Origin of the sequence: Cupriavidus mimosae (genome assembly GCF_023952485.1) — a bacterium.
Lineage (GTDB): Bacteria > Pseudomonadota > Gammaproteobacteria > Burkholderiales > Burkholderiaceae > Cupriavidus > Cupriavidus taiwanensis_C.
The window spans coordinates 44,581-60,455 of record NZ_JALHRY010000016.1 but is presented as its reverse complement, the minus strand read 5'-3'; the positions used below and the strand labels follow the sequence as shown (position 1 = coordinate 60,455).

Here is a 15,875-nt window from a genome sequence, read left to right as displayed (position 1 = left end):
TTGCCCTGCCCCTATCTTTCCCATCGGAGACCCCATGCGCCGCACCGCCCTGCACCTGTCACTGCTTGCCGCGCTGGCCTGCCCGCCAGCGCTGGCGCAGCCTTCGGCAGCGCCGGTACAGGCAGTGCAGGCGGTGCAGGTGGCGTCGGTCGAAGGCATTACCGAACACCGCCTGCCCAACGGCCTGCGCATCGTGCTGGCACCGGATGCCGCCAAGCCCACCACCACCGTCAACATCACCTACCTGGTCGGCAGCCGCCACGAAAACTACGGCGAGACCGGCATGGCCCACCTGCTCGAGCACCTGCTGTTCAAGGGCACGCCGTCGCTGCCGGGCAAGACCATCCCGGGCGAGTTCGCGCGGCGCGGCATGAGCGTCAACGGCACCACCGCGCAGGACCGTACCAACTACTTCGGGACCTTCACCGCGAGCGATGACAACCTCGACTGGGCGCTGCGCATGGAGGCCGACCGCATGGTGAACAGCGTGATCGCGCGCGCCGACCTCGACAGCGAGATGACGGTGGTGCGCAACGAGATGGAGATGGGCGAGAACAGCCCCGGGCGCATGCTGATGCAGCAGACCATGGCCGCCGCCTATCGCTGGCACAACTACGGCAAGGCCCCGATCGGCGCGCGCAGCGACGTGGAGAACGTCAGCCTCGACAACCTGCGCGCGTTCTACCGCCGCTATTACCAGCCCGACAACGCGGTGCTGGTGGTGGCGGGCAAGTTCGATCCCGCCGCCACGCTGGCGCGCATCGAACGCTATTTCGGACCGATTCCGCGCCCGCAACGCGTGCTGCCGCCGGAGCCCACGGTCGAGCCCGCGCAGGAAGGCGCGCGCGAACTGGTGGTGATGCGCCCGGGCGACACGCGCCTGGTGGCCGCGCAATACCATGTCAGCCCCGGCGCGCACCCCGACACCACCGCGCTGGCCCTGCTGACCATCATCCTGGGCGACACTCCCGGCGGACGGCTGTACAAGGCGCTGGTGGAGCGCGGCCAGGCTACGTCGATCGGCAGCGCGTTCTATGCGATGAAGGACCCCGGCGCGCTGCTGTTCATGGCACAGGCCTCGAAAGACCAGCCGCTCGCGGCCGCGCGCGCCGGCCTGATCACGCAGATCGAAGGCTTTGCCGAAGCGCCCGTGACCGAGGCCGAGCTGGAGCGCGCGCGCGTGCGCATGCGCAACGCCTACGAGCATTACATGAACGATCCCGGCGCGCTCGGGATTGCGCTGTCCGAGGCCATCGCCAAGGGCGACTGGCGCCTGTTCTTTCTCGCGCGCGACCGCATCGAGACCACCACGCTGGCCGACGTGCAGCGCGTGGCGCTGAACTACTTCCAGGCCTCGAACCGCACCCTGGGCGTGTTCCTACCCGCCGAGCAGCCGCAGCGCGCGCAGGTGCCGGCGGTGCCCGACATCGCGGCCATGGTCAATGGCTACCAGGGCCGGCCGGCGCTGGCCGCGGTGGCGGCATTCGATCCCAGTCCCGCCAACATCGAAGCCCATACCACGCGCCAGACGCTCGCCAACGGCATGCAGCTGGCCCTGCTGCCCAAGCCCGCACGCGGGGAAGTGGTACACGGCGTGCTGGTGCTGCGCATGGGCGATGCGCACAGCCTGCAAGGGCTGACCACGGTGGGCGCGCTCACCGCCGCGATGCTCCGCCGCGGCAGCGCCGGCATGGACCGTCAGCAGATCGCAGACCGCATCGAGGCCCTGCGCGCGCGCGTCGGCATCGCGGGCGGCCCGGAGCAGGTGACGGTCAGTTTCGAGACGCGCCGCGCGCACCTGCCGGAGGTGCTGGCGCTGTTACGCGACCTGCTGCGCGCGCCGACCTTCCCCGAGGTCGAGTTCGAGACCCTGCGCCAGACCAGCATCGCGGAGCTTGAAAGCGTGCAGCGCGAACCCGGCGTGCTGGCCGCCAATGCGCTGGGCCGGCACGGCGATCCCTACCCCGCGGGCGACCCGCGCCATGCGCGCACCATTGCCGAGAATATCGCCGACCTGCGCGCGGCCACGCTGGCGCAGGTGCGCGACTTCCATGCCCGCTTCTACGGCACGGGGCATGCGCAGCTGAGCCTGGTCGGCGATTTCGATGGCGCGGCTGCCTCGGCGCAGGCGGCAGCATTGTTTGGCGACTGGACCGCGCCGCAGCCGTTTGCGCGCGTCGACCGTCCGTTCGTGCCGATCCCGCCCGCCGAATTCACGCTGCCCACGCCCGGCAAGGCCAACGCCGTGTACCTGGCCACCGCCCCGATCGACCTGACCAACGATGCCCCCGACTATGCGCTGATGATGATTGCCAACCGCGTGCTGGGCGGCGCCAGCCTGCGCAGCCGGCTGGCGGACCGGCTGCGCCAGCGCGAGGGCGTGAGCTACGGCGCGAGCAGCTGGATGCAAGTGGGCGCCTTCGATCGCGCCGGCCGCTTCGGCGTGCGCGCGCAATATGCGCCGCAGAGCCTGCCGCGGGTGCAGCGCGCCGTCAGCGAGGAACTGGAGCGGCTGGTGCGCGACGGCATTACCGCGCAGGAACTGGCCGAGGCCGTCAGCGGCCTGCTGCAGCAGGGCATGGTGAGCCGCAGCAACGACGCCGCGCTCGCCGGCGCGCTGGCCAGCCAGCTCTACCTGGGCCGCACCATGACCTTTACCGCGGAACTCGAGCAACGGCTGCGCGACGCCACCCCTGAAGCCGTCAACGCCGCCATCCGCCGCTACATGCAGCCGGGCACGCTGTCACGCGCCTATGCCGGCGACTTCGCCGGCGCGGCGGCGCAGGGCGGCGCAACCGGCCAGGCCGCGGGCACGCCCGCCGGCACTGCGACCGGCTCAGGCGCCGGCGGCAACGAAGCCGGCAACAACGAAGGCGGCAACAGGCCACCCGCGCGCCTCTGACATGCGCCTGACATAGATCGGCAACCATACTCGCCGGGCGGTGGCGCCGTCCGCGAGCGCGGGCATTGCGGCGCCAGGCCCTTGCCCCGACCCCGGGTTGACTGTATATTCGTACAGTATAAGTCGATACAAGAGGTGTGGATGTCAATCGTGCGAGCTGGCAGCAAGGCAGAAGCGCTCAGGCTTCTGGCCTCCGAAGGCGTGCTGGCGCTTGAGCTGGACTACGAGACCGGATGGCAGGACGCCGTCGAACTCGGCAGGCTCGGAGAAAAGCGCGGTATCAAGGTGCAGTATCGCGGACAAGAAAGCATCGCCGTCCGTTCCCGCGAAGCCCTGATCGAAGGGCTGGCCAAACCCAAGGGCACATTCCGCCAACGCAATCTCTATTGCCAGTTCGATCTCGGCACGCTGGCGGACCATGAACTGCTCGACCTCGAGGCCAAGGCTACCCGGCTCGGGGACTATATTCTCGCCGGCCACCTGCTGCGCGAGGTCGATGGCGTGTGGCCGCAATAAGCGGCCCAAGCGCCCCTGGGGTCACCAGAAAACAAAGAAGCCGCCCCTGCAGGCGGCTTCCGTTACCTTGCGCCGGTCACGCCGGTCACGCCAATCACGCGGATCAATGCCATATCCGCGTCGCGTTGGCCCAGCGCGCCGCGCATGACTGCGCCACCGGCGCGTCGATGATGTCGTTGGCGGCATCGTCGGCCGGTGTCGCCGCGGCAGTCTCCAGCGCGGTGCGCCACAGCACCGCCGACACCAGCGTCTTGCACTGGCGGCGCTCGCCATGCGCCAGCGCCAGCAGGCGCTCGTAGCCGTCGATCACGATCAGGCGGTCGCCATGGCGCGGCTGCAGCGTAAGCGTGAACAGGTGGTCGCACTCGCACTGCATGCTACCGCCGCTGACCGCCACCACGATGGCACCGGGCAAGGCGATGCCGCTGCCGTGCACCTTGGTACGCAACCGCGCCAGGTGCGCCTGCACGCGCGGGTCCGGGGCGGCGCCGACGCTGGCCGCCATCTGTGCCGGCAGCGCGGAGAGCGCCATCAGCTCGGCCGGCGATACCGCCAGCGTGTACGCCTGCAGCGTGGGGCGATAGGTCGCCACCACCGCGCGCAGCCGGTGCGGCGCGCCGTCATCATGTCCTGCCTGCGGCGCACCGTCGCGCCCGCGATACTGCATCGTGTCCATGTCGACTCCTGCCACGCGGGCCGTTGGGGGTCAGTCGCGCAGCAGATGCTTGGCGATGATCATCTGCTGGATCTGCGTGGTGCCTTCGTACAGGCGCAGCAGGCGCACATCGCGATAGAAGCGTTCGGCCTTGTACTCGGCGATATAGCCGGCGCCGCCGTGGATCTGCACCGCGCGGTCCGCCACGCGGCCGACCATCTCGGTACAGAACATCTTGGTGCACGAAGCCAGCATGCTGACTTCCGGATCGCTCTTGCCGGCGGGCTTGGCATCATAGCGCTGGGCGCAGTCGCGCACCATCGACAGGCCCGCGTAGAGCTCGGCCTGGCTGTCGGCCAGCATCGCCTGGATCAGTTGGAAGTCGCCGATCGGGCGGCCAAACTGCTTGCGCTCCTTGGCATACGCCACGGCGTCGGTGATGAGCCGGTGCGCCATGCCGCAGGCCAGCGCCGACAAGTGCAGGCGGCCGCGGTCCAGCACCTTCATGGCGGTCTTGAAGCCCACCCCCGGCACGCCGCCGATGATGTTGGCGGCCGGCACGCGCACATTCTCGAGCACCACGTCGCAGGTCTTGGTGCCGCGCTGGCCCATCTTCTTGTCGGGCTTGCCCAGCGAGATACCCGGGGTGTCGGCCGGCACGATGAACGACGAGATGCCCCCGGCGCCCGGGCCGCCGGTGCGCGCCATCAGCGTGAAGGCGCCCGCGCGCGGCGCATTGGTGATGAAGCGCTTGGTGCCGTTGATAACGTAGTGGTCGCCGTCCAGTTCGGCCCTGGTCTGCAGCGAGGCCGCGTCGGAGCCGGCGTTGGGCTCGGTCAGCGCGAACGAGATGATCATCTCGCCGCTGGCGATGCGCGGCAGGTACTGCTGCTTCTGTTCCTCGGTGCCATCCATCAGGATGCCCTGCGAACCGATGCCGACGTTGGTGCCGAAGACCGAGCGGAAGGCGAACGCGGTATGGCCGAGGTCATAGACCACATCGCATTCCTGCGACATCGACAGGCCGATGCCGCCGTAGTTCTCGGGGATGGAAATGCCGAACAGCCCCATCTCCTTCATGTCGGCGACGATCTCGGCGGGCACGTCGTCGGTTTCCTCCAGCGTGTCTTCGGCGGGCTTCAGGCGCTCGTCGATGAAGCGCTGCACCGAGGCGCGCAGCAGGGCAAAGGATTCTTGGTCTAGGGCCATGGTGATTCTCCGGGTCAAGCCAGTACGTCAGTCTGGCCGCCTATGGTACGCCGGTGGCGCGATTTGACAATCCATTGGATCTTGGACAGAAGCGTCAATAAAATTTGACAATCAGCCGCCCCGACCTCTCAGCTAACGGAGAGCAGGCCGGCCATGCCGATGCCCAGCGCCGCCAGTGCGTCGCCGGCAATCAAGCCCCCGCCAAGCAGCGACGCGGTGTTCATGTCGCGCGGCAAGCCCTGCCCGCGCGTCCCGCGCGTGCCGACTACGGCGCCCACGCTGGCCAGCACACCGCCTGCCGCCATCCATGCCGCCGCCGTCAGGTTGACAAAACCGCCGAACGACGACGCATAAGGCGAGGGCAGGATCACGGCATCGAGCACGAAATCCGCCGCCTGCCCGCCTCGTCCGGAACGCGCAAAGCGCTGCCACGCAGGATGGCCGAGGATGGCGCGGCGCAACAGCGCCGTGGCCAGTCCGATCAGCAGTCCCGCTCCGACCGCCAGATACTGGCCGGTCCGGTCCTGCGACAAGCCATGGAGCACGCCCACGATCTTGTAGGTCATGGCCGAGGTCCAGCGCGCCGGCTGCTGGTCGGCCGGCAGGCGGGTCTGGTCCAGCGCCAGCACCGGATAGGCCTGCAGGAACAGGCGCGCCATCGCCACCGCGACCAGTGCACCGACCACGATGCCCGCCACCTGGTAGCCGAACTGCACCATGCGGTCGCTGCCCAGGCGCCAGCCGGTGGAGCGGTCCTGCTGCATGTCGCTGGCTTCGGCCGTGGCCACCAGCAGCACCGTGGCGGCGATCAGGCCGACCTGCGGCGCGCGCAGGCCCGCGGCCGCCATCAGGATCACCGACAGCACGAACGCCGACGAAATCGGGTTCTGGTCGACCATGCCGACCGAAATGCCGTTGACCAGCGCGAACACCAGCGCCATCAGCACGGCCATCACCTGGAAAGCCAGCGGCTGCCCGAACCACATCACGCCCGCCGCCACCGTGGCCGCGCCCCACAGCAGCGCCCAGGCCGCCACCCAGCCCATGCCCGGCCCGCGCCGCGGCGCGTGCGGTTGCCGCTGGCGCGCCCGCCAGCGCCGGCACGCCTGCACCAGCAACTGTGCCAGGTCGACCACGGCCGCGCCCAGGATCATGCCCAACGCCACCAGGAACGTGGCCTTGCGGTAAGGCTCGCCCGGCGCGAGCCAGCCGGCGGCGACAAACCACGGCGTCATGGCCCAACCCGCCAGCCCGCCCACCAGCGCGGCAACGCCCACGCGCGCGCCGACGATCATGCCGGCGCCGAAGGTGGCCGCGGACAGGTCCAGCGCCGCCAGCCACGGCACGCGCGCGGCCCCCAGCCCGCTCGCCAGCCCCAGCGCCATGCCGCCGCCGAGCCGCGCCACCGATCGCCGCAGCAGCGCGGGATCGGTCAGCGCGCGCAGGATGTTGGCCACCGCCAGCCCCGAGGGAAAGGTCAGCTGCATGCGGTCCACCAGCAACGGCGTGTACAGCATGCCCACGCCCACCCCGAACATGCCGATGCACAGCAGGTACAGCAGCAGTTGCCAGAGCGGCGGCTGCGCCATGCCCAGCCACGCCATCGCCTGCAGTACCACCGCCATGCCGCCCATGCCCGCCACCGACGCCGCCGCGGTCTGGATGTAGTTGGCGCCATGGCGGCCGGACGCGCCATAGCCTGCCGTCACCACCGAGCCCAGGATGCCCGCCAGGACCTGCCCGCCGACGAAAAAGCCCAGCGAGAAGTTCATGTACGCCGCGGCCACTCCGCCCAGCGGACCCAGCACCAGCATGCCGGCTGCGCCCAGCATCAGGTGGTATCGCCAGCTGCCCGGCGCTGGCAGCCAGGCCGCGCGAGGCGCGGCATCGGAGGGCAGGACGGGCATGGCGCGGCCCCTTCAGCGGAACAGTGTGCCTGCTGCGAAGCATAGGCGAAGGGCCCGGCCGCGGCGGGTGCTGGTTTGCGTTACCGCAGTGCCGGCGCGGGCCGGACGGGTTTACACTAGTTTCGTGCGCAACTATATCGCCGATATAGTTGCGCCCACAACTACTGCACACCATAGCCAGCCATGCCAGACCTGTACGCACCTCGCCTGCCGGTGCCGCCCGCACCCCCACCCGCTTCGTCCCGCCCCTGGCCGCAGCGCATCCCGGTGCTGATCGCCGGCGGCGGCCCGGTCGGCCTGACCCTGGCCGCACTGCTGGCGCGCCAGGGCATTGCCGCGCTGGTGGTGGAGGCCGACGACGGCTACTGCGCCGGCAGCCGCGCGATCTGCATGGCACGGCGCTCGCTGGAAATCCTGGGCTGGGCGGGGGCCGACCGGGCCACCGTCGCAACCGGCCTGCCCTGGGTCGGCGGACGCAGCTACTATCGCGACACGCAAGTGCTGCACTTCCAGATGCCGAGCGAGCCGGGCGAGCGCTTTGCGCCGATGGTCAATATCCAGCAGTACTACCTGGAGGCCTTCGCCCACGATGCCGCGCTGCGTGGCGCGTCGCCCGCCGAGGTGCGCTTCGGCGCGCGGCTGCGGACGCTGCGCCAGCACCCCGGCGGCGTGGTGGCCGAGATCGAGACTGGCGACGGCGCGGTGGAGGTCGATGCGCAATGGCTGGTGGCTTGCGACGGCGGACGCAGCATGGTGCGCGAGCAACTGGGCCTGCGCATGGAAGGCACGCAGTACGAAGGCCGCTACGTGATCGTCGATATCGTGCAGAAGACGCGGCGCGAGGTGGAGCGGCTGGCGTGGTTCGACCCGCCCTCCAATCCCGGATCGACCCTGCTGATGCACCGGCAGCCCGACGATGTCTGGCGCATCGACTACCAGATCCGCGACGACGAAGACCCGGACGAGGCAGTCAGGCCCGAGAACGTGCTGCCGCGCGTGCAGAGCCACCTCGACATGATCGGCGAGACCGAGCCGTGGCGGCCGCTGTGGATTTCGATGTACAACGCCAAGTGCCTGACCTTGCAGGACTACCGCCATGGCCGCGTGCTGTTCGCCGGCGACGCCGCCCACCTGGTGCCGATCTTCGGCGTGCGCGGGCTCAATTCGGGGCTGGACGATGCCGGCAACCTGGCCTGGAAGCTGGCCTGGGTGCTGCGCGGCCAGGCCGGCGACAGCCTGCTCGACACCTACTCCGCCGAGCGCCTGCACGCCACGCGCCAGAACCTTGCCTACGGCGCCAAGAGCACCGAGTTCATGGCGCCGCCCGACTTCGCCTTCAAGCTGATGCGCGAAGCCACGCTGCGGCTCGCGCCATCCGAGCCGGCCGTGCGCTCGCTGATCAATCCGCGGCAATCGGCGCCGATCGCCTATACCGGTTCGGCGCTGAACGGTCCCAGCGACTTCGGCGCCGACTGCCCGGGCGCGGCCCCAGGCATGCCGGCGCCGGAGATGCGCGTGCAAGGACCGGGCGGCATCCGGCATCTCACGCAATGCTTCGGGCAGCGCTTCACCTTGCTCTGGTTCCGGCATGCCAACCCGGCACTGCCGGAACCGCTGGCCGCGCTCGCGCAGGCGCATCCGCACGCCCTGCACGCGTACGAGGTGGTCACCGGCGCCGCTGCCGGCACCACCGCGCTGGCCGATGTCGATGGCCAGGCCAGCACCCGCTATGGCGCCCGCCCCGGCACGCTTTACCTGATCCGCCCCGATGGCTATGTGCTGGCACGCTGGCGCGACCCGTCATGGGAAGCCGTGCGCGCCACCCTCGCCCCCCTGCTGCAGACCGGAGCCCACCATGCGAGCTGAAGAACTCGACCAGGCCTATACCCGACTGTGCGAAGCCATGGGCCGCACCGGCGAGGCCCGCGCACCGCTGCTGCTGGCGATGGTGTGCCTGGGACTGATGAGCCGGCAGGAAGCGCTGGCGCCGGTGCTGGCGCTGATCGACGAAGCCGAGGCACGCAGCCGGCAAGCGGGCGACGGCCCTGCAATGCCGACGCCTGAAACGGAAACGCCATGAAGCCCCTGCCACGCCTCGAACAGTTCCTGACCTACCGCCTGCACCAGGTCAACAAGCTCAGCGAAAAGGACAGCGCCGCCGCCTACCTGGAGCAATGCGGGCTGTTGCTCAGCGAGGGGCGTTGCCTGGCGGCGATCGGGGCCTTCGCGCCGCTGTCGGTCAATGCCCTGGCGCAGCGCGCCAACCTGACCAAGGGGCAAGCCAGCCGCTCGGCGCAGGCGCTGGTGGCACGCGGGCTGGTCAGCAAGGAAGCCAGCGCGGCCGACGGGCGCGGCGTGGTGCTGTCGCTCACCGCGCAGGGCAAGCCGCTGTACCGGCAGGCGATCGCGATGATCGCCAGGCGCAATGACGAGATCTTCGGTTGCCTGAGCGAAGCCGAACAGGCGCTGCTGGGCAGCCTGCTCGACCGCCTGGTGGCGCACGCCGGCGAGCAGGAAGGGGAAGGCGCCGACGCCACCGACGCCTGAGTGGCTCAGCGGCGCAGGCTGTCTACCCGCGCGCTGGCGCCATCGCGGCGCGCGGCGTCGGCCATCTCGTTGCTGACCACGGTCTGGCCGATCGGCGCCAGCGCGATGCCGGCCAGCTTCAGGTGCTGAAGCGCGAACGGAATGCCGATGATGGTCACGAAGTTGGCGAGCGCCGCCATGACATGGCCGATGGCCAGCCACACACCGGCAACGACAAACCACAGCACATTGCCCACCAGCCCGAGCGCTCCGGTGCCGACATCGTCGCGCCCGGTCAGTTCGCGCCGGCTGATCGCCTGCTTGCCGAACGGAAAGAAGGTGAAGCTGCCGATCACGAAGCAGGCCTTGCCCCACGGAATGCCGATGATCGAGACAAAGGCCAGCAGCCCGGCCAGCCACCAGGCCAGGCCCATCACCACGCCGCCGAGGATGAACCAGAGGAAGTTGCCAATCGCGCGCATGCAGTCGTTGCACCAGTGAGGGAAGGAACACGCATGATACGCAATGGCGCCGCGCCGCCATGGCGCCAGAGGGCTTGCGCGGCAAAAGCGTACCCGTTTCTGCGTGCCGCGGCGGGGCCACGCAAAGCCATGCCGCGGCGCCTTCAGGCCCGCGATAACGCTTGATTTGGCTGCGTAACCAGTGCGCTCAGCCGCGTCACATCCCGCCCTGCGGGCGCAAAGCGTACCCGTTTCTGCGTGTCGGTCGATGGGCTGTCGCTTTTGGCAAGCCTTGCCCAGGGCAGAAGGCAAACTGGATTTGCGCTCCCGCTTCAGCCAGTTGCGCAACGGGCAGGCCGCAATGTTTGCTGACGCAGGCTAAGCCGGAAACACCACCCTGACCCGCAACCCTGGCCCGGCATCCTCTAGCACCACCCGCGCGCCATGCGACTGCGCGATCTCGGCGACGATGGCGAGCCCCAGGCCGCTGCCGCCGGTCGGCGCATCGGCCACGCGATAGAAGCGGTCGAACACGCGCGCGCGCTCATCGGCGGGAATTCCCGGTCCGTTGTCGCTGACCACCAGCTCCGCGCTGCGCCCGTCGGTGCCGCGCCGCACCGCCACGTCGATGCGCCCGCCGGCGGGGATATACGCCAGCGCGTTGTCCAGCAGGTTGGTCAACAGGATGCGCAAGGCATCGGCGTCGCCGCGTACCACGGCAGGCGCGGCGTCCGCGCTGCCATCCAGTCCCAGGTCGATGTCGCGATCGAGCGCGGCCTGCGCCATGTCCGCGACCACGCCGGCGGCCAGCTGATGCAGCTCCACCGGTTCGTGCGGGGGCACGGCCGCGCCCGGTTCCTGCCGCGCCAGCGTCAGCAGCTGGGTCACCAGGTGGGTCAGCCGCTCCAGCCCCTGGCGCAGCTTGGCGATGGCTTCGTCGCGCGCGGCGCCGTCGTCGGCCCGCTCGACCAGTTGTGCCTGCAGCTGCAGCGCGGTCAGCGGCGTGCGCAAGGCGTGCGCGGCGTCGGCGACGAAGGCGCGCTGGGTGTCGATGGCGTGCGAGAGCCGCGCCAGCAGCTGGTTCAGCGCGGCACTCAGCGGCGCGATCTCGTCGGGCATCGGGCGCACCGCCAGCGGCGCCAGCGCATTGGCGTCGCGCGCGCGCACCTCGGTGGCGATCTCGCGCAGCGGCCGCAGGCCGCGGCCTACCGCCATCCACACCAGCCAGCCCAGCAGCGGCAGCAACAGCAGCAGCGGCGCCACGGTGCGCAGGGCCATGCGCGCGGCCAGCGTGCGGCGCGCGCTCATCGGCTGCGCGATCTGCACCACGGTGGGCCCGAGCTGCATGCTGTACAGGCGCCATTCGCCCTGCTGCGTGGTCACGTTGGAAAACCCCAGCTCGGCGCGCGCGGGCAGCGCCGGATGCGCATGCGACAAGTAAAGGCTGCGCCCCGAGCCGTCCCAGATATGGATCACCACGTCTTCTTCGGCATGCGCCAGGTCGCCGGGCGCGCCGACGAAGGGCGGCGCCACCGGGTTGGCAAACTGGCTCGGCAGCGCCGCGGCCATCTGCTTCATCTGGTAGTCGAACAGTGCGTTGGCCTCCTGCCGCGCCTGTCCGTAGATCAGCGCGGTGGCGATGGCGATGCCGGCCACCAGCCCGGCCGCCAGCCACGCCAGCAGCGTTCGCTGGATCGAGCGCATCAGCCGCCCTCCCCGTCGCCATCCGCGGCCGCTTCGATGTCCAGGCGCGGCACCACATAGCCCACGCCGCGGATATTGCGGATCAGCGCCGCACCGAACTTCTTGCGCAGCGCGTGGATGTAGACCTCGACGGTATTGCTGCCGACTTCGTCGTCCCAGCCGTACAGCCGCTCCTGCAACTGCGGCACCGACCACACCTTGCCAGGGCGCGCCATCAGCGCCGACAGCAGCGCGAACTCGCGCGCTGACAACCGCACAGGTTCGCCGCGGCAGGTAGCTTCGCGCGTGGCGGGATTGAGCACGATGTCGCCATAGGTGACCAGCGGTTCAGCGCGCCCGGCGGCGCGGCGTGCCAGCGCGTGCATGCGCGCGGCCAGCTCCTGCAGGTCGAAGGGCTTGACCAGGTAATCATCGGCACCGGCATTGAGCCCGGCGACACGATCGGCGACGGCGTCGCGCGCGGTCAGGATCAGCACCGGCGTGGGCACGCCGCGCGCCCGCAGCGCGCGCAGCACCTCCAGGCCGGGGCGGCGCGGCAGCCCCAGGTCGAGCAGGATCAGGTCGTAGCACGCCTGGCCGTCCGCGGCGGTGCTGGCCGCGGCCAGGCCCGCCTCGCCGTCGCGCACCCAATCGACGGCAAAGGCTTCCTGGCGCAGCGCCAGCTTGACGCTCTCGCCGATCATGGCGTCGTCTTCGACCAGCAGCACGCGCATGGCTAACCGTTCCCGCCCGCGCCGCCAAGGCGTTCGGCCAGCGCCTGCGCCAGCCCCGCCAACGCCGGATGGCTGGCGGTAATGACATGGACCGGCACCGCCTCGAGCCAGCCGCGCATGCGGCCCTTGGCGACAAAGCGCTCGGCGAACGCCGAGTCCCGCAGCGCCGGCACGAAGCGCGGCAGGATGCCGCCGCCCAGATAAACGCCGCCCCGCGCACCGATCACCAGCGCGATATCGGCCGCGACCGAGCCCAGCAATCCGAAGAACACCGCCATGGCGCGCTGGCACAGCGGGTCGTTGCGCTCGAACGCGCCCGCGGTCACCTGCGCCGGCTGCAATGGCGCGAGCAAAAGCGTACCCGTTTCTGCGGCCAGCGCGGCATGGATATGCGACAGGCCGCTGCCGCTCAGCAGCCGCTCGGCCGAGACCCGGCCGAGGTTGCGATGGGCCGCGCGCCACGCGATCCATTCGTCGTCGGTGTCGGGCATCAGCTCGATATGGCCGCCCTCGCCGGCCAGCGCCACGGCCTGTCCGCCCGGCGCGGGCACCAGTCCGGAAACGCCCAGCCCGGTGCCGGGCCCGACCAGCGCCAGCGGCGCGGTGCGCACCGCGCTGCCGGCGCGCACCTGCGCCAGGCCGTTGGCGGGCAGGTGCGGCAAGGCCAGCGCCAGCGCGGTGAAGTCGTTGATGGCCATTAGCGTCTGCAGCCCCAGCGCGCGCCGCATGCCGTCGATCGAGAAGGTCCAGTTATGGTTGGTCAGCCGGACCTGGTCGCCGGTCACCGGATTGGCCAGGCCGATCGCCGCGTGGCGTGGCGTGGGCTGGCCGGCGCCAGCTAGCCCGTCGAGGTACTGGCGCAGCGCCGCCTCCAGCGACGGGAAGTCCGCCACCTTCAGCGCCGTCACCGGCCCGATCCGCATGGGCGCGGTCTCCAGCGCAAAGCGCACGTTGGTGCCGCCTACATCGCCGAGCAGGCGGGGGAAGTCAGCGGAGAAAGATGCGGTAGTGGCCATGGCAGCGGTTCTCGTTGCTCGCGCAAAGGGGGACTGGCGCGGCGGTCAGGTCTTGAACACGTCAAACCCGTGCCGGTGCCTCGACAGCACCAGGCTGACCGGCAATGACGGCGTGGGGCCCTGCAGCGCGCGCTCCAGCACCGCGGCCTTGGCCGCGCCGGAGACGGACAGGAACACGCGCTCGGCGGCCAGCAGCGCGGCCAGGTTCAGCGTGATGCGCGCATGCGGCGCCACCGACGGGTGGGTGATGGCGTAGCCCGGCTGCGGCTCGCTCAGCGCGCTCTGCAGTTCGGGCGCATCGGGAAACAGCGAGGCGGTATGGCCATCCTCGCCCATGCCCAGCACCACCACGTCGGGCTGGCGGAATGCGGCATTGGCGCGCGCCACCGCCTGCGCGGGCGCGGCGGCGTCCTGCGCATCGGCAATCAGCGGCACGAAGGCGGCACTGGCCGCGGCCTCGCGCAGCAGGTAGGTGCGCACCAGGGCGGCGTTGCTGTCGGCGTGGTCGGGCGGCACCACGCGTTCGTCGACCAGCGTGATGGTCACCGCGTCCCAGCGCACGTGCCGGTGGCGCAGCCGCTCGAACATCGCCACCGGCGAACGTCCGCCCGAGACCGCCAGCACCGCCCAGCCCTTGACGCGCACGGCCAGCTCCAGCGCATTGCCGATCGAGATCGCCAGGGCCTCGGCCTGGTCCATCGGCGTGGGATGTTCAAACAGGCGCATGGCGGCTTCCTTTGCAGTGGTGCGAGCCCATGGCTCAGGCTTCCTCGTGCCACAGGCCGCCGTCGCGCGACATCAGCGCCGACGACGCCGCCGGCCCCCAGGTGCCGGCGGTATAGGGCTTGGGCGGGACCGTGCTGGCTTCCCAGGTGTCGATGATCGGCTCGACCCAGCGCCACGCCTGCACCTGTTCGTCGCGGCGCACGAACAGGCCCAGCCGGCCGCGGATCACGTCCAGCAGCAGCCGTTCATAGGCGCCGGCGCGGCGCACCTTGAACGAGTTGGCGAAGTCCAGGTCGAGCGAGGTGGGCGTCAGTTCCAGCGTATCGCCGGGCTGCTTGACCAGGCAGTACAGGCGGATGCTTTCCTCGGGCTGCAGCTGGATCACCAGCCGGTTCTGCGGCGACTGCGTCAGCGGCCGCGGGAAGATCGCGTGCGGCACGTCGCGGAAGTGGATCACGATCTCGGCCACGCGCGACTGCATGCGCTTGCCGGTGCGCAGGTAGAACGGCACGCCTTCCCAGCGCCAGTTGGCGATCTCGGCCTTGATCGCGACAAAGGTCTCGGTACGGCTGTCTGCCGCGATGCCCTCTTCCTCCAGGTAGCCGGGCACCGGCTTGCCGCCGATCGCGCCGGAGCGGTACTGGCCGCGCACGGTCTTGTCGGCCACGTCCTGCGGCGTGATCGGCCTGAGCGCCTTCAGGATCTTGATCTTTTCGTCGCGGATGGCGTCTTCGCTGAGGCTCGCCGGGGGCTCCATCGCCACCATGCACAGCAGCTGCAGCAGGTGGTTCTGCACCATGTCGCGCAGCGCGCCGGTGCGGTCGTAGAAGTCGCCGCGCGTTTCCACGCCCAGTTCTTCGGCAATGGTGATCTGCACGTCCTGCACCCACTCGCGCCGCCACAGCGGCTCGAACAGCGCGTTGCCGAAGCGGATCGCCATCAGGTTCTGCACCGACTCCTTGCCGAGGTAATGGTCGATGCGGTAGATCTGCTCTTCGGCAAAGAACTTCGCCACCGCGGAGTTGATCGCCTCGTTCGATTCCAGGTCGTGGCCCAGGGGCTTTTCCAGCACGATGCGCACGTTGGGCGCGTGGCGCGTGTTCAGGCCGGTGCGCGCCAGCTGCTCGCAGATCGACACGAACAGGTGCGGCGCGGTGGCCAGATAGCACACCACCACCTCGGGCTTGCGCGACAGCACCTGGTCGGCCAGCGCATCGAAATGCGCGGGCACGCGTGCGTCGGCCTGCACGTAGATGATGCGTGCGCAAAACCTGTCCCATGACTCGGGCGGCGCATGGGCCAGCGCGGGCCGCACGCTCTGTTCCAGCGAGGCGATGTAGTCCGCGCTCGACATCGGCTGGCTGCCGGTGGCCAGGATGCGTGCGGCCGGATGCAGCAGCCCCGCGTGGTGCGCATCGAACAGGGACGGCAGCAGCTTGCGCCGCGCCAGGTCGCCGGTGCCGCCGAACAGCACCATGTCGAAATCAGGCATGCTCACCCTGCGCTCCTTGAGGATTCGAGTTGTCGCGGCCGGCGCCCG

Annotated in this window: 14 protein-coding genes; 5 read left to right on the top strand and 9 right to left on the bottom strand. The window is 70.2% G+C overall.

Annotation, left to right across the window (positions count from 1 at the left end; translation table 11 throughout):
- Positions 1–34: 34 nt before the first annotated feature.
- Together MKD50_RS24775 and MKD50_RS24770 are read left to right on the top strand one after the other, a co-directional pair.
- Positions 35–2,902 carry a M16 family metallopeptidase gene (locus MKD50_RS24775; protein ID WP_252669097.1) on the top strand — a complete coding sequence of 956 codons (2,868 nt, stop codon included), beginning with the start codon at positions 35–37 and terminating at the stop codon, positions 2,900–2,902.
- A 141-nt stretch (positions 2,903–3,043) separates the two neighbouring features.
- Positions 3,044–3,418: a PHA-granule associated protein 4 gene (locus tag MKD50_RS24770; protein WP_115682045.1), complete on the top strand. Its 375-nt coding sequence runs from the start codon at positions 3,044–3,046 to the stop codon at positions 3,416–3,418.
- 103 nt (positions 3,419–3,521) lie between these two features.
- On the opposite strand, the gene MKD50_RS24765 is transcribed toward MKD50_RS24770, so the two are convergent.
- From MKD50_RS24765 to MKD50_RS24755, 3 genes are all read right to left on the bottom strand, one after another.
- Positions 3,522–4,094 (bottom strand): hypothetical protein, encoded by a 573-nt coding sequence (locus tag MKD50_RS24765; protein ID WP_240071329.1) that lies wholly within the window; start codon positions 4,092–4,094, stop codon positions 3,522–3,524.
- Between the two features lie 30 nt (positions 4,095–4,124).
- Positions 4,125–5,282: an acyl-CoA dehydrogenase family protein gene (locus tag MKD50_RS24760; protein WP_115682047.1), complete on the bottom strand. Its 1,158-nt coding sequence runs from the start codon at positions 5,280–5,282 to the stop codon at positions 4,125–4,127.
- Positions 5,283–5,410: 128 nt separating this feature from the next.
- Positions 5,411–7,189 (bottom strand): OPT/YSL family transporter, encoded by a 1,779-nt coding sequence (locus MKD50_RS24755; protein ID WP_252669096.1) that lies wholly within the window; start codon positions 7,187–7,189, stop codon positions 5,411–5,413.
- A gap of 183 nt (positions 7,190–7,372) precedes the next feature.
- Between MKD50_RS24755 and MKD50_RS24750 the strand changes: the two genes are divergently transcribed.
- From MKD50_RS24750 to MKD50_RS24740, 3 genes are read left to right on the top strand one after another with little or no spacing between them, the layout of a single operon-like run.
- Positions 7,373–9,055, top strand: a complete 1,683-nt coding sequence (locus MKD50_RS24750) for an FAD-dependent oxidoreductase (RefSeq protein WP_252669095.1) — start codon at positions 7,373–7,375, stop codon at positions 9,053–9,055.
- A complete protein-coding gene (locus MKD50_RS24745; RefSeq protein ID WP_252669094.1) occupies positions 9,045–9,269 on the top strand; it encodes a hypothetical protein in 225 nt (74 codons plus the stop codon). The genes MKD50_RS24750 and MKD50_RS24745 overlap by 11 nt, the downstream gene beginning before the upstream one ends.
- Positions 9,266–9,736 carry a MarR family winged helix-turn-helix transcriptional regulator gene (locus MKD50_RS24740; RefSeq protein ID WP_252669093.1) on the top strand — a complete coding sequence of 157 codons (471 nt, stop codon included), beginning with the start codon at positions 9,266–9,268 and terminating at the stop codon, positions 9,734–9,736. Before MKD50_RS24745 ends, MKD50_RS24740 begins: the two co-directional genes overlap by 4 nt.
- A 5-nt stretch (positions 9,737–9,741) precedes the next feature.
- Here MKD50_RS24740 and MKD50_RS24735 read toward each other — a convergent pair whose 3' ends face one another.
- The 6 genes from MKD50_RS24735 to zwf all read right to left on the bottom strand — a co-directional run bounded on the left by MKD50_RS24735 (position 9,742) and on the right by zwf (position 15,827).
- On the bottom strand, positions 9,742–10,197 hold the full coding sequence (locus tag MKD50_RS24735; RefSeq protein ID WP_115699304.1) for a YccF domain-containing protein: 456 nt from the start codon (positions 10,195–10,197) through the stop codon (positions 9,742–9,744).
- Positions 10,198–10,554: 357 nt separating this feature from the next.
- A complete protein-coding gene (locus MKD50_RS24730) occupies positions 10,555–11,880 on the bottom strand; it encodes a sensor histidine kinase (protein ID WP_115699305.1) in 1,326 nt (441 codons plus the stop codon).
- Complete coding sequence (locus MKD50_RS24725; RefSeq protein ID WP_252669092.1) at positions 11,880–12,593, bottom strand: response regulator; 714 nt, start codon at positions 12,591–12,593, stop codon at positions 11,880–11,882. The genes MKD50_RS24730 and MKD50_RS24725 overlap by 1 nt, the downstream gene beginning before the upstream one ends.
- Before the next feature lie 2 nt (positions 12,594–12,595).
- Complete coding sequence (glk, locus tag MKD50_RS24720) at positions 12,596–13,609, bottom strand: glucokinase (protein WP_115699307.1); 1,014 nt, start codon at positions 13,607–13,609, stop codon at positions 12,596–12,598.
- Between the two features lie 45 nt (positions 13,610–13,654).
- Positions 13,655–14,335 (bottom strand): 6-phosphogluconolactonase, encoded by a 681-nt coding sequence (gene pgl, locus MKD50_RS24715; protein WP_252669091.1) that lies wholly within the window; start codon positions 14,333–14,335, stop codon positions 13,655–13,657.
- 34 nt (positions 14,336–14,369) lie between these two features.
- Positions 14,370–15,827, bottom strand: coding sequence for a glucose-6-phosphate dehydrogenase (gene zwf / locus MKD50_RS24710; protein WP_252669089.1), 1,458 nt, complete (start codon positions 15,825–15,827; stop codon positions 14,370–14,372).
- Positions 15,828–15,875: the final 48 nt, after the last annotated feature.

What these genes read in the sequence shown, in the direction of transcription:
- MKD50_RS24765 (WP_240071329.1), bottom strand. Translation starts at nt 4,094, where the DNA reads ATGGACACGATGCAGTATCGCGGGCGCGACGGTGCGCCGCAGGCAGGA.
- MKD50_RS24770 (WP_115682045.1), top strand. Translation starts at nt 3,044, where the DNA reads ATGTCAATCGTGCGAGCTGGCAGCAAGGCAGAAGCGCTCAGGCTTCTG.
- MKD50_RS24725 (WP_252669092.1), bottom strand. Translation starts at nt 12,593, where the DNA reads ATGCGCGTGCTGCTGGTCGAAGACGACGCCATGATCGGCGAGAGCGTC.
- MKD50_RS24730 (WP_115699305.1), bottom strand. Translation starts at nt 11,880, where the DNA reads ATGCGCTCGATCCAGCGAACGCTGCTGGCGTGGCTGGCGGCCGGGCTG.
- glk (WP_115699307.1), bottom strand. Translation starts at nt 13,609, where the DNA reads ATGGCCACTACCGCATCTTTCTCCGCTGACTTCCCCCGCCTGCTCGGC.
- pgl (WP_252669091.1), bottom strand. Translation starts at nt 14,335, where the DNA reads ATGCGCCTGTTTGAACATCCCACGCCGATGGACCAGGCCGAGGCCCTG.
- MKD50_RS24740 (WP_252669093.1), top strand. Translation starts at nt 9,266, where the DNA reads ATGAAGCCCCTGCCACGCCTCGAACAGTTCCTGACCTACCGCCTGCAC.
- MKD50_RS24745 (WP_252669094.1), top strand. Translation starts at nt 9,045, where the DNA reads ATGCGAGCTGAAGAACTCGACCAGGCCTATACCCGACTGTGCGAAGCC.
- zwf (WP_252669089.1), bottom strand. Translation starts at nt 15,827, where the DNA reads ATGCCTGATTTCGACATGGTGCTGTTCGGCGGCACCGGCGACCTGGCG.
- MKD50_RS24760 (WP_115682047.1), bottom strand. Translation starts at nt 5,282, where the DNA reads ATGGCCCTAGACCAAGAATCCTTTGCCCTGCTGCGCGCCTCGGTGCAG.
- MKD50_RS24735 (WP_115699304.1), bottom strand. Translation starts at nt 10,197, where the DNA reads ATGCGCGCGATTGGCAACTTCCTCTGGTTCATCCTCGGCGGCGTGGTG.
- MKD50_RS24750 (WP_252669095.1), top strand. Translation starts at nt 7,373, where the DNA reads ATGCCAGACCTGTACGCACCTCGCCTGCCGGTGCCGCCCGCACCCCCA.
- MKD50_RS24775 (WP_252669097.1), top strand. Translation starts at nt 35, where the DNA reads ATGCGCCGCACCGCCCTGCACCTGTCACTGCTTGCCGCGCTGGCCTGC.
- MKD50_RS24755 (WP_252669096.1), bottom strand. Translation starts at nt 7,189, where the DNA reads ATGCCCGTCCTGCCCTCCGATGCCGCGCCTCGCGCGGCCTGGCTGCCA.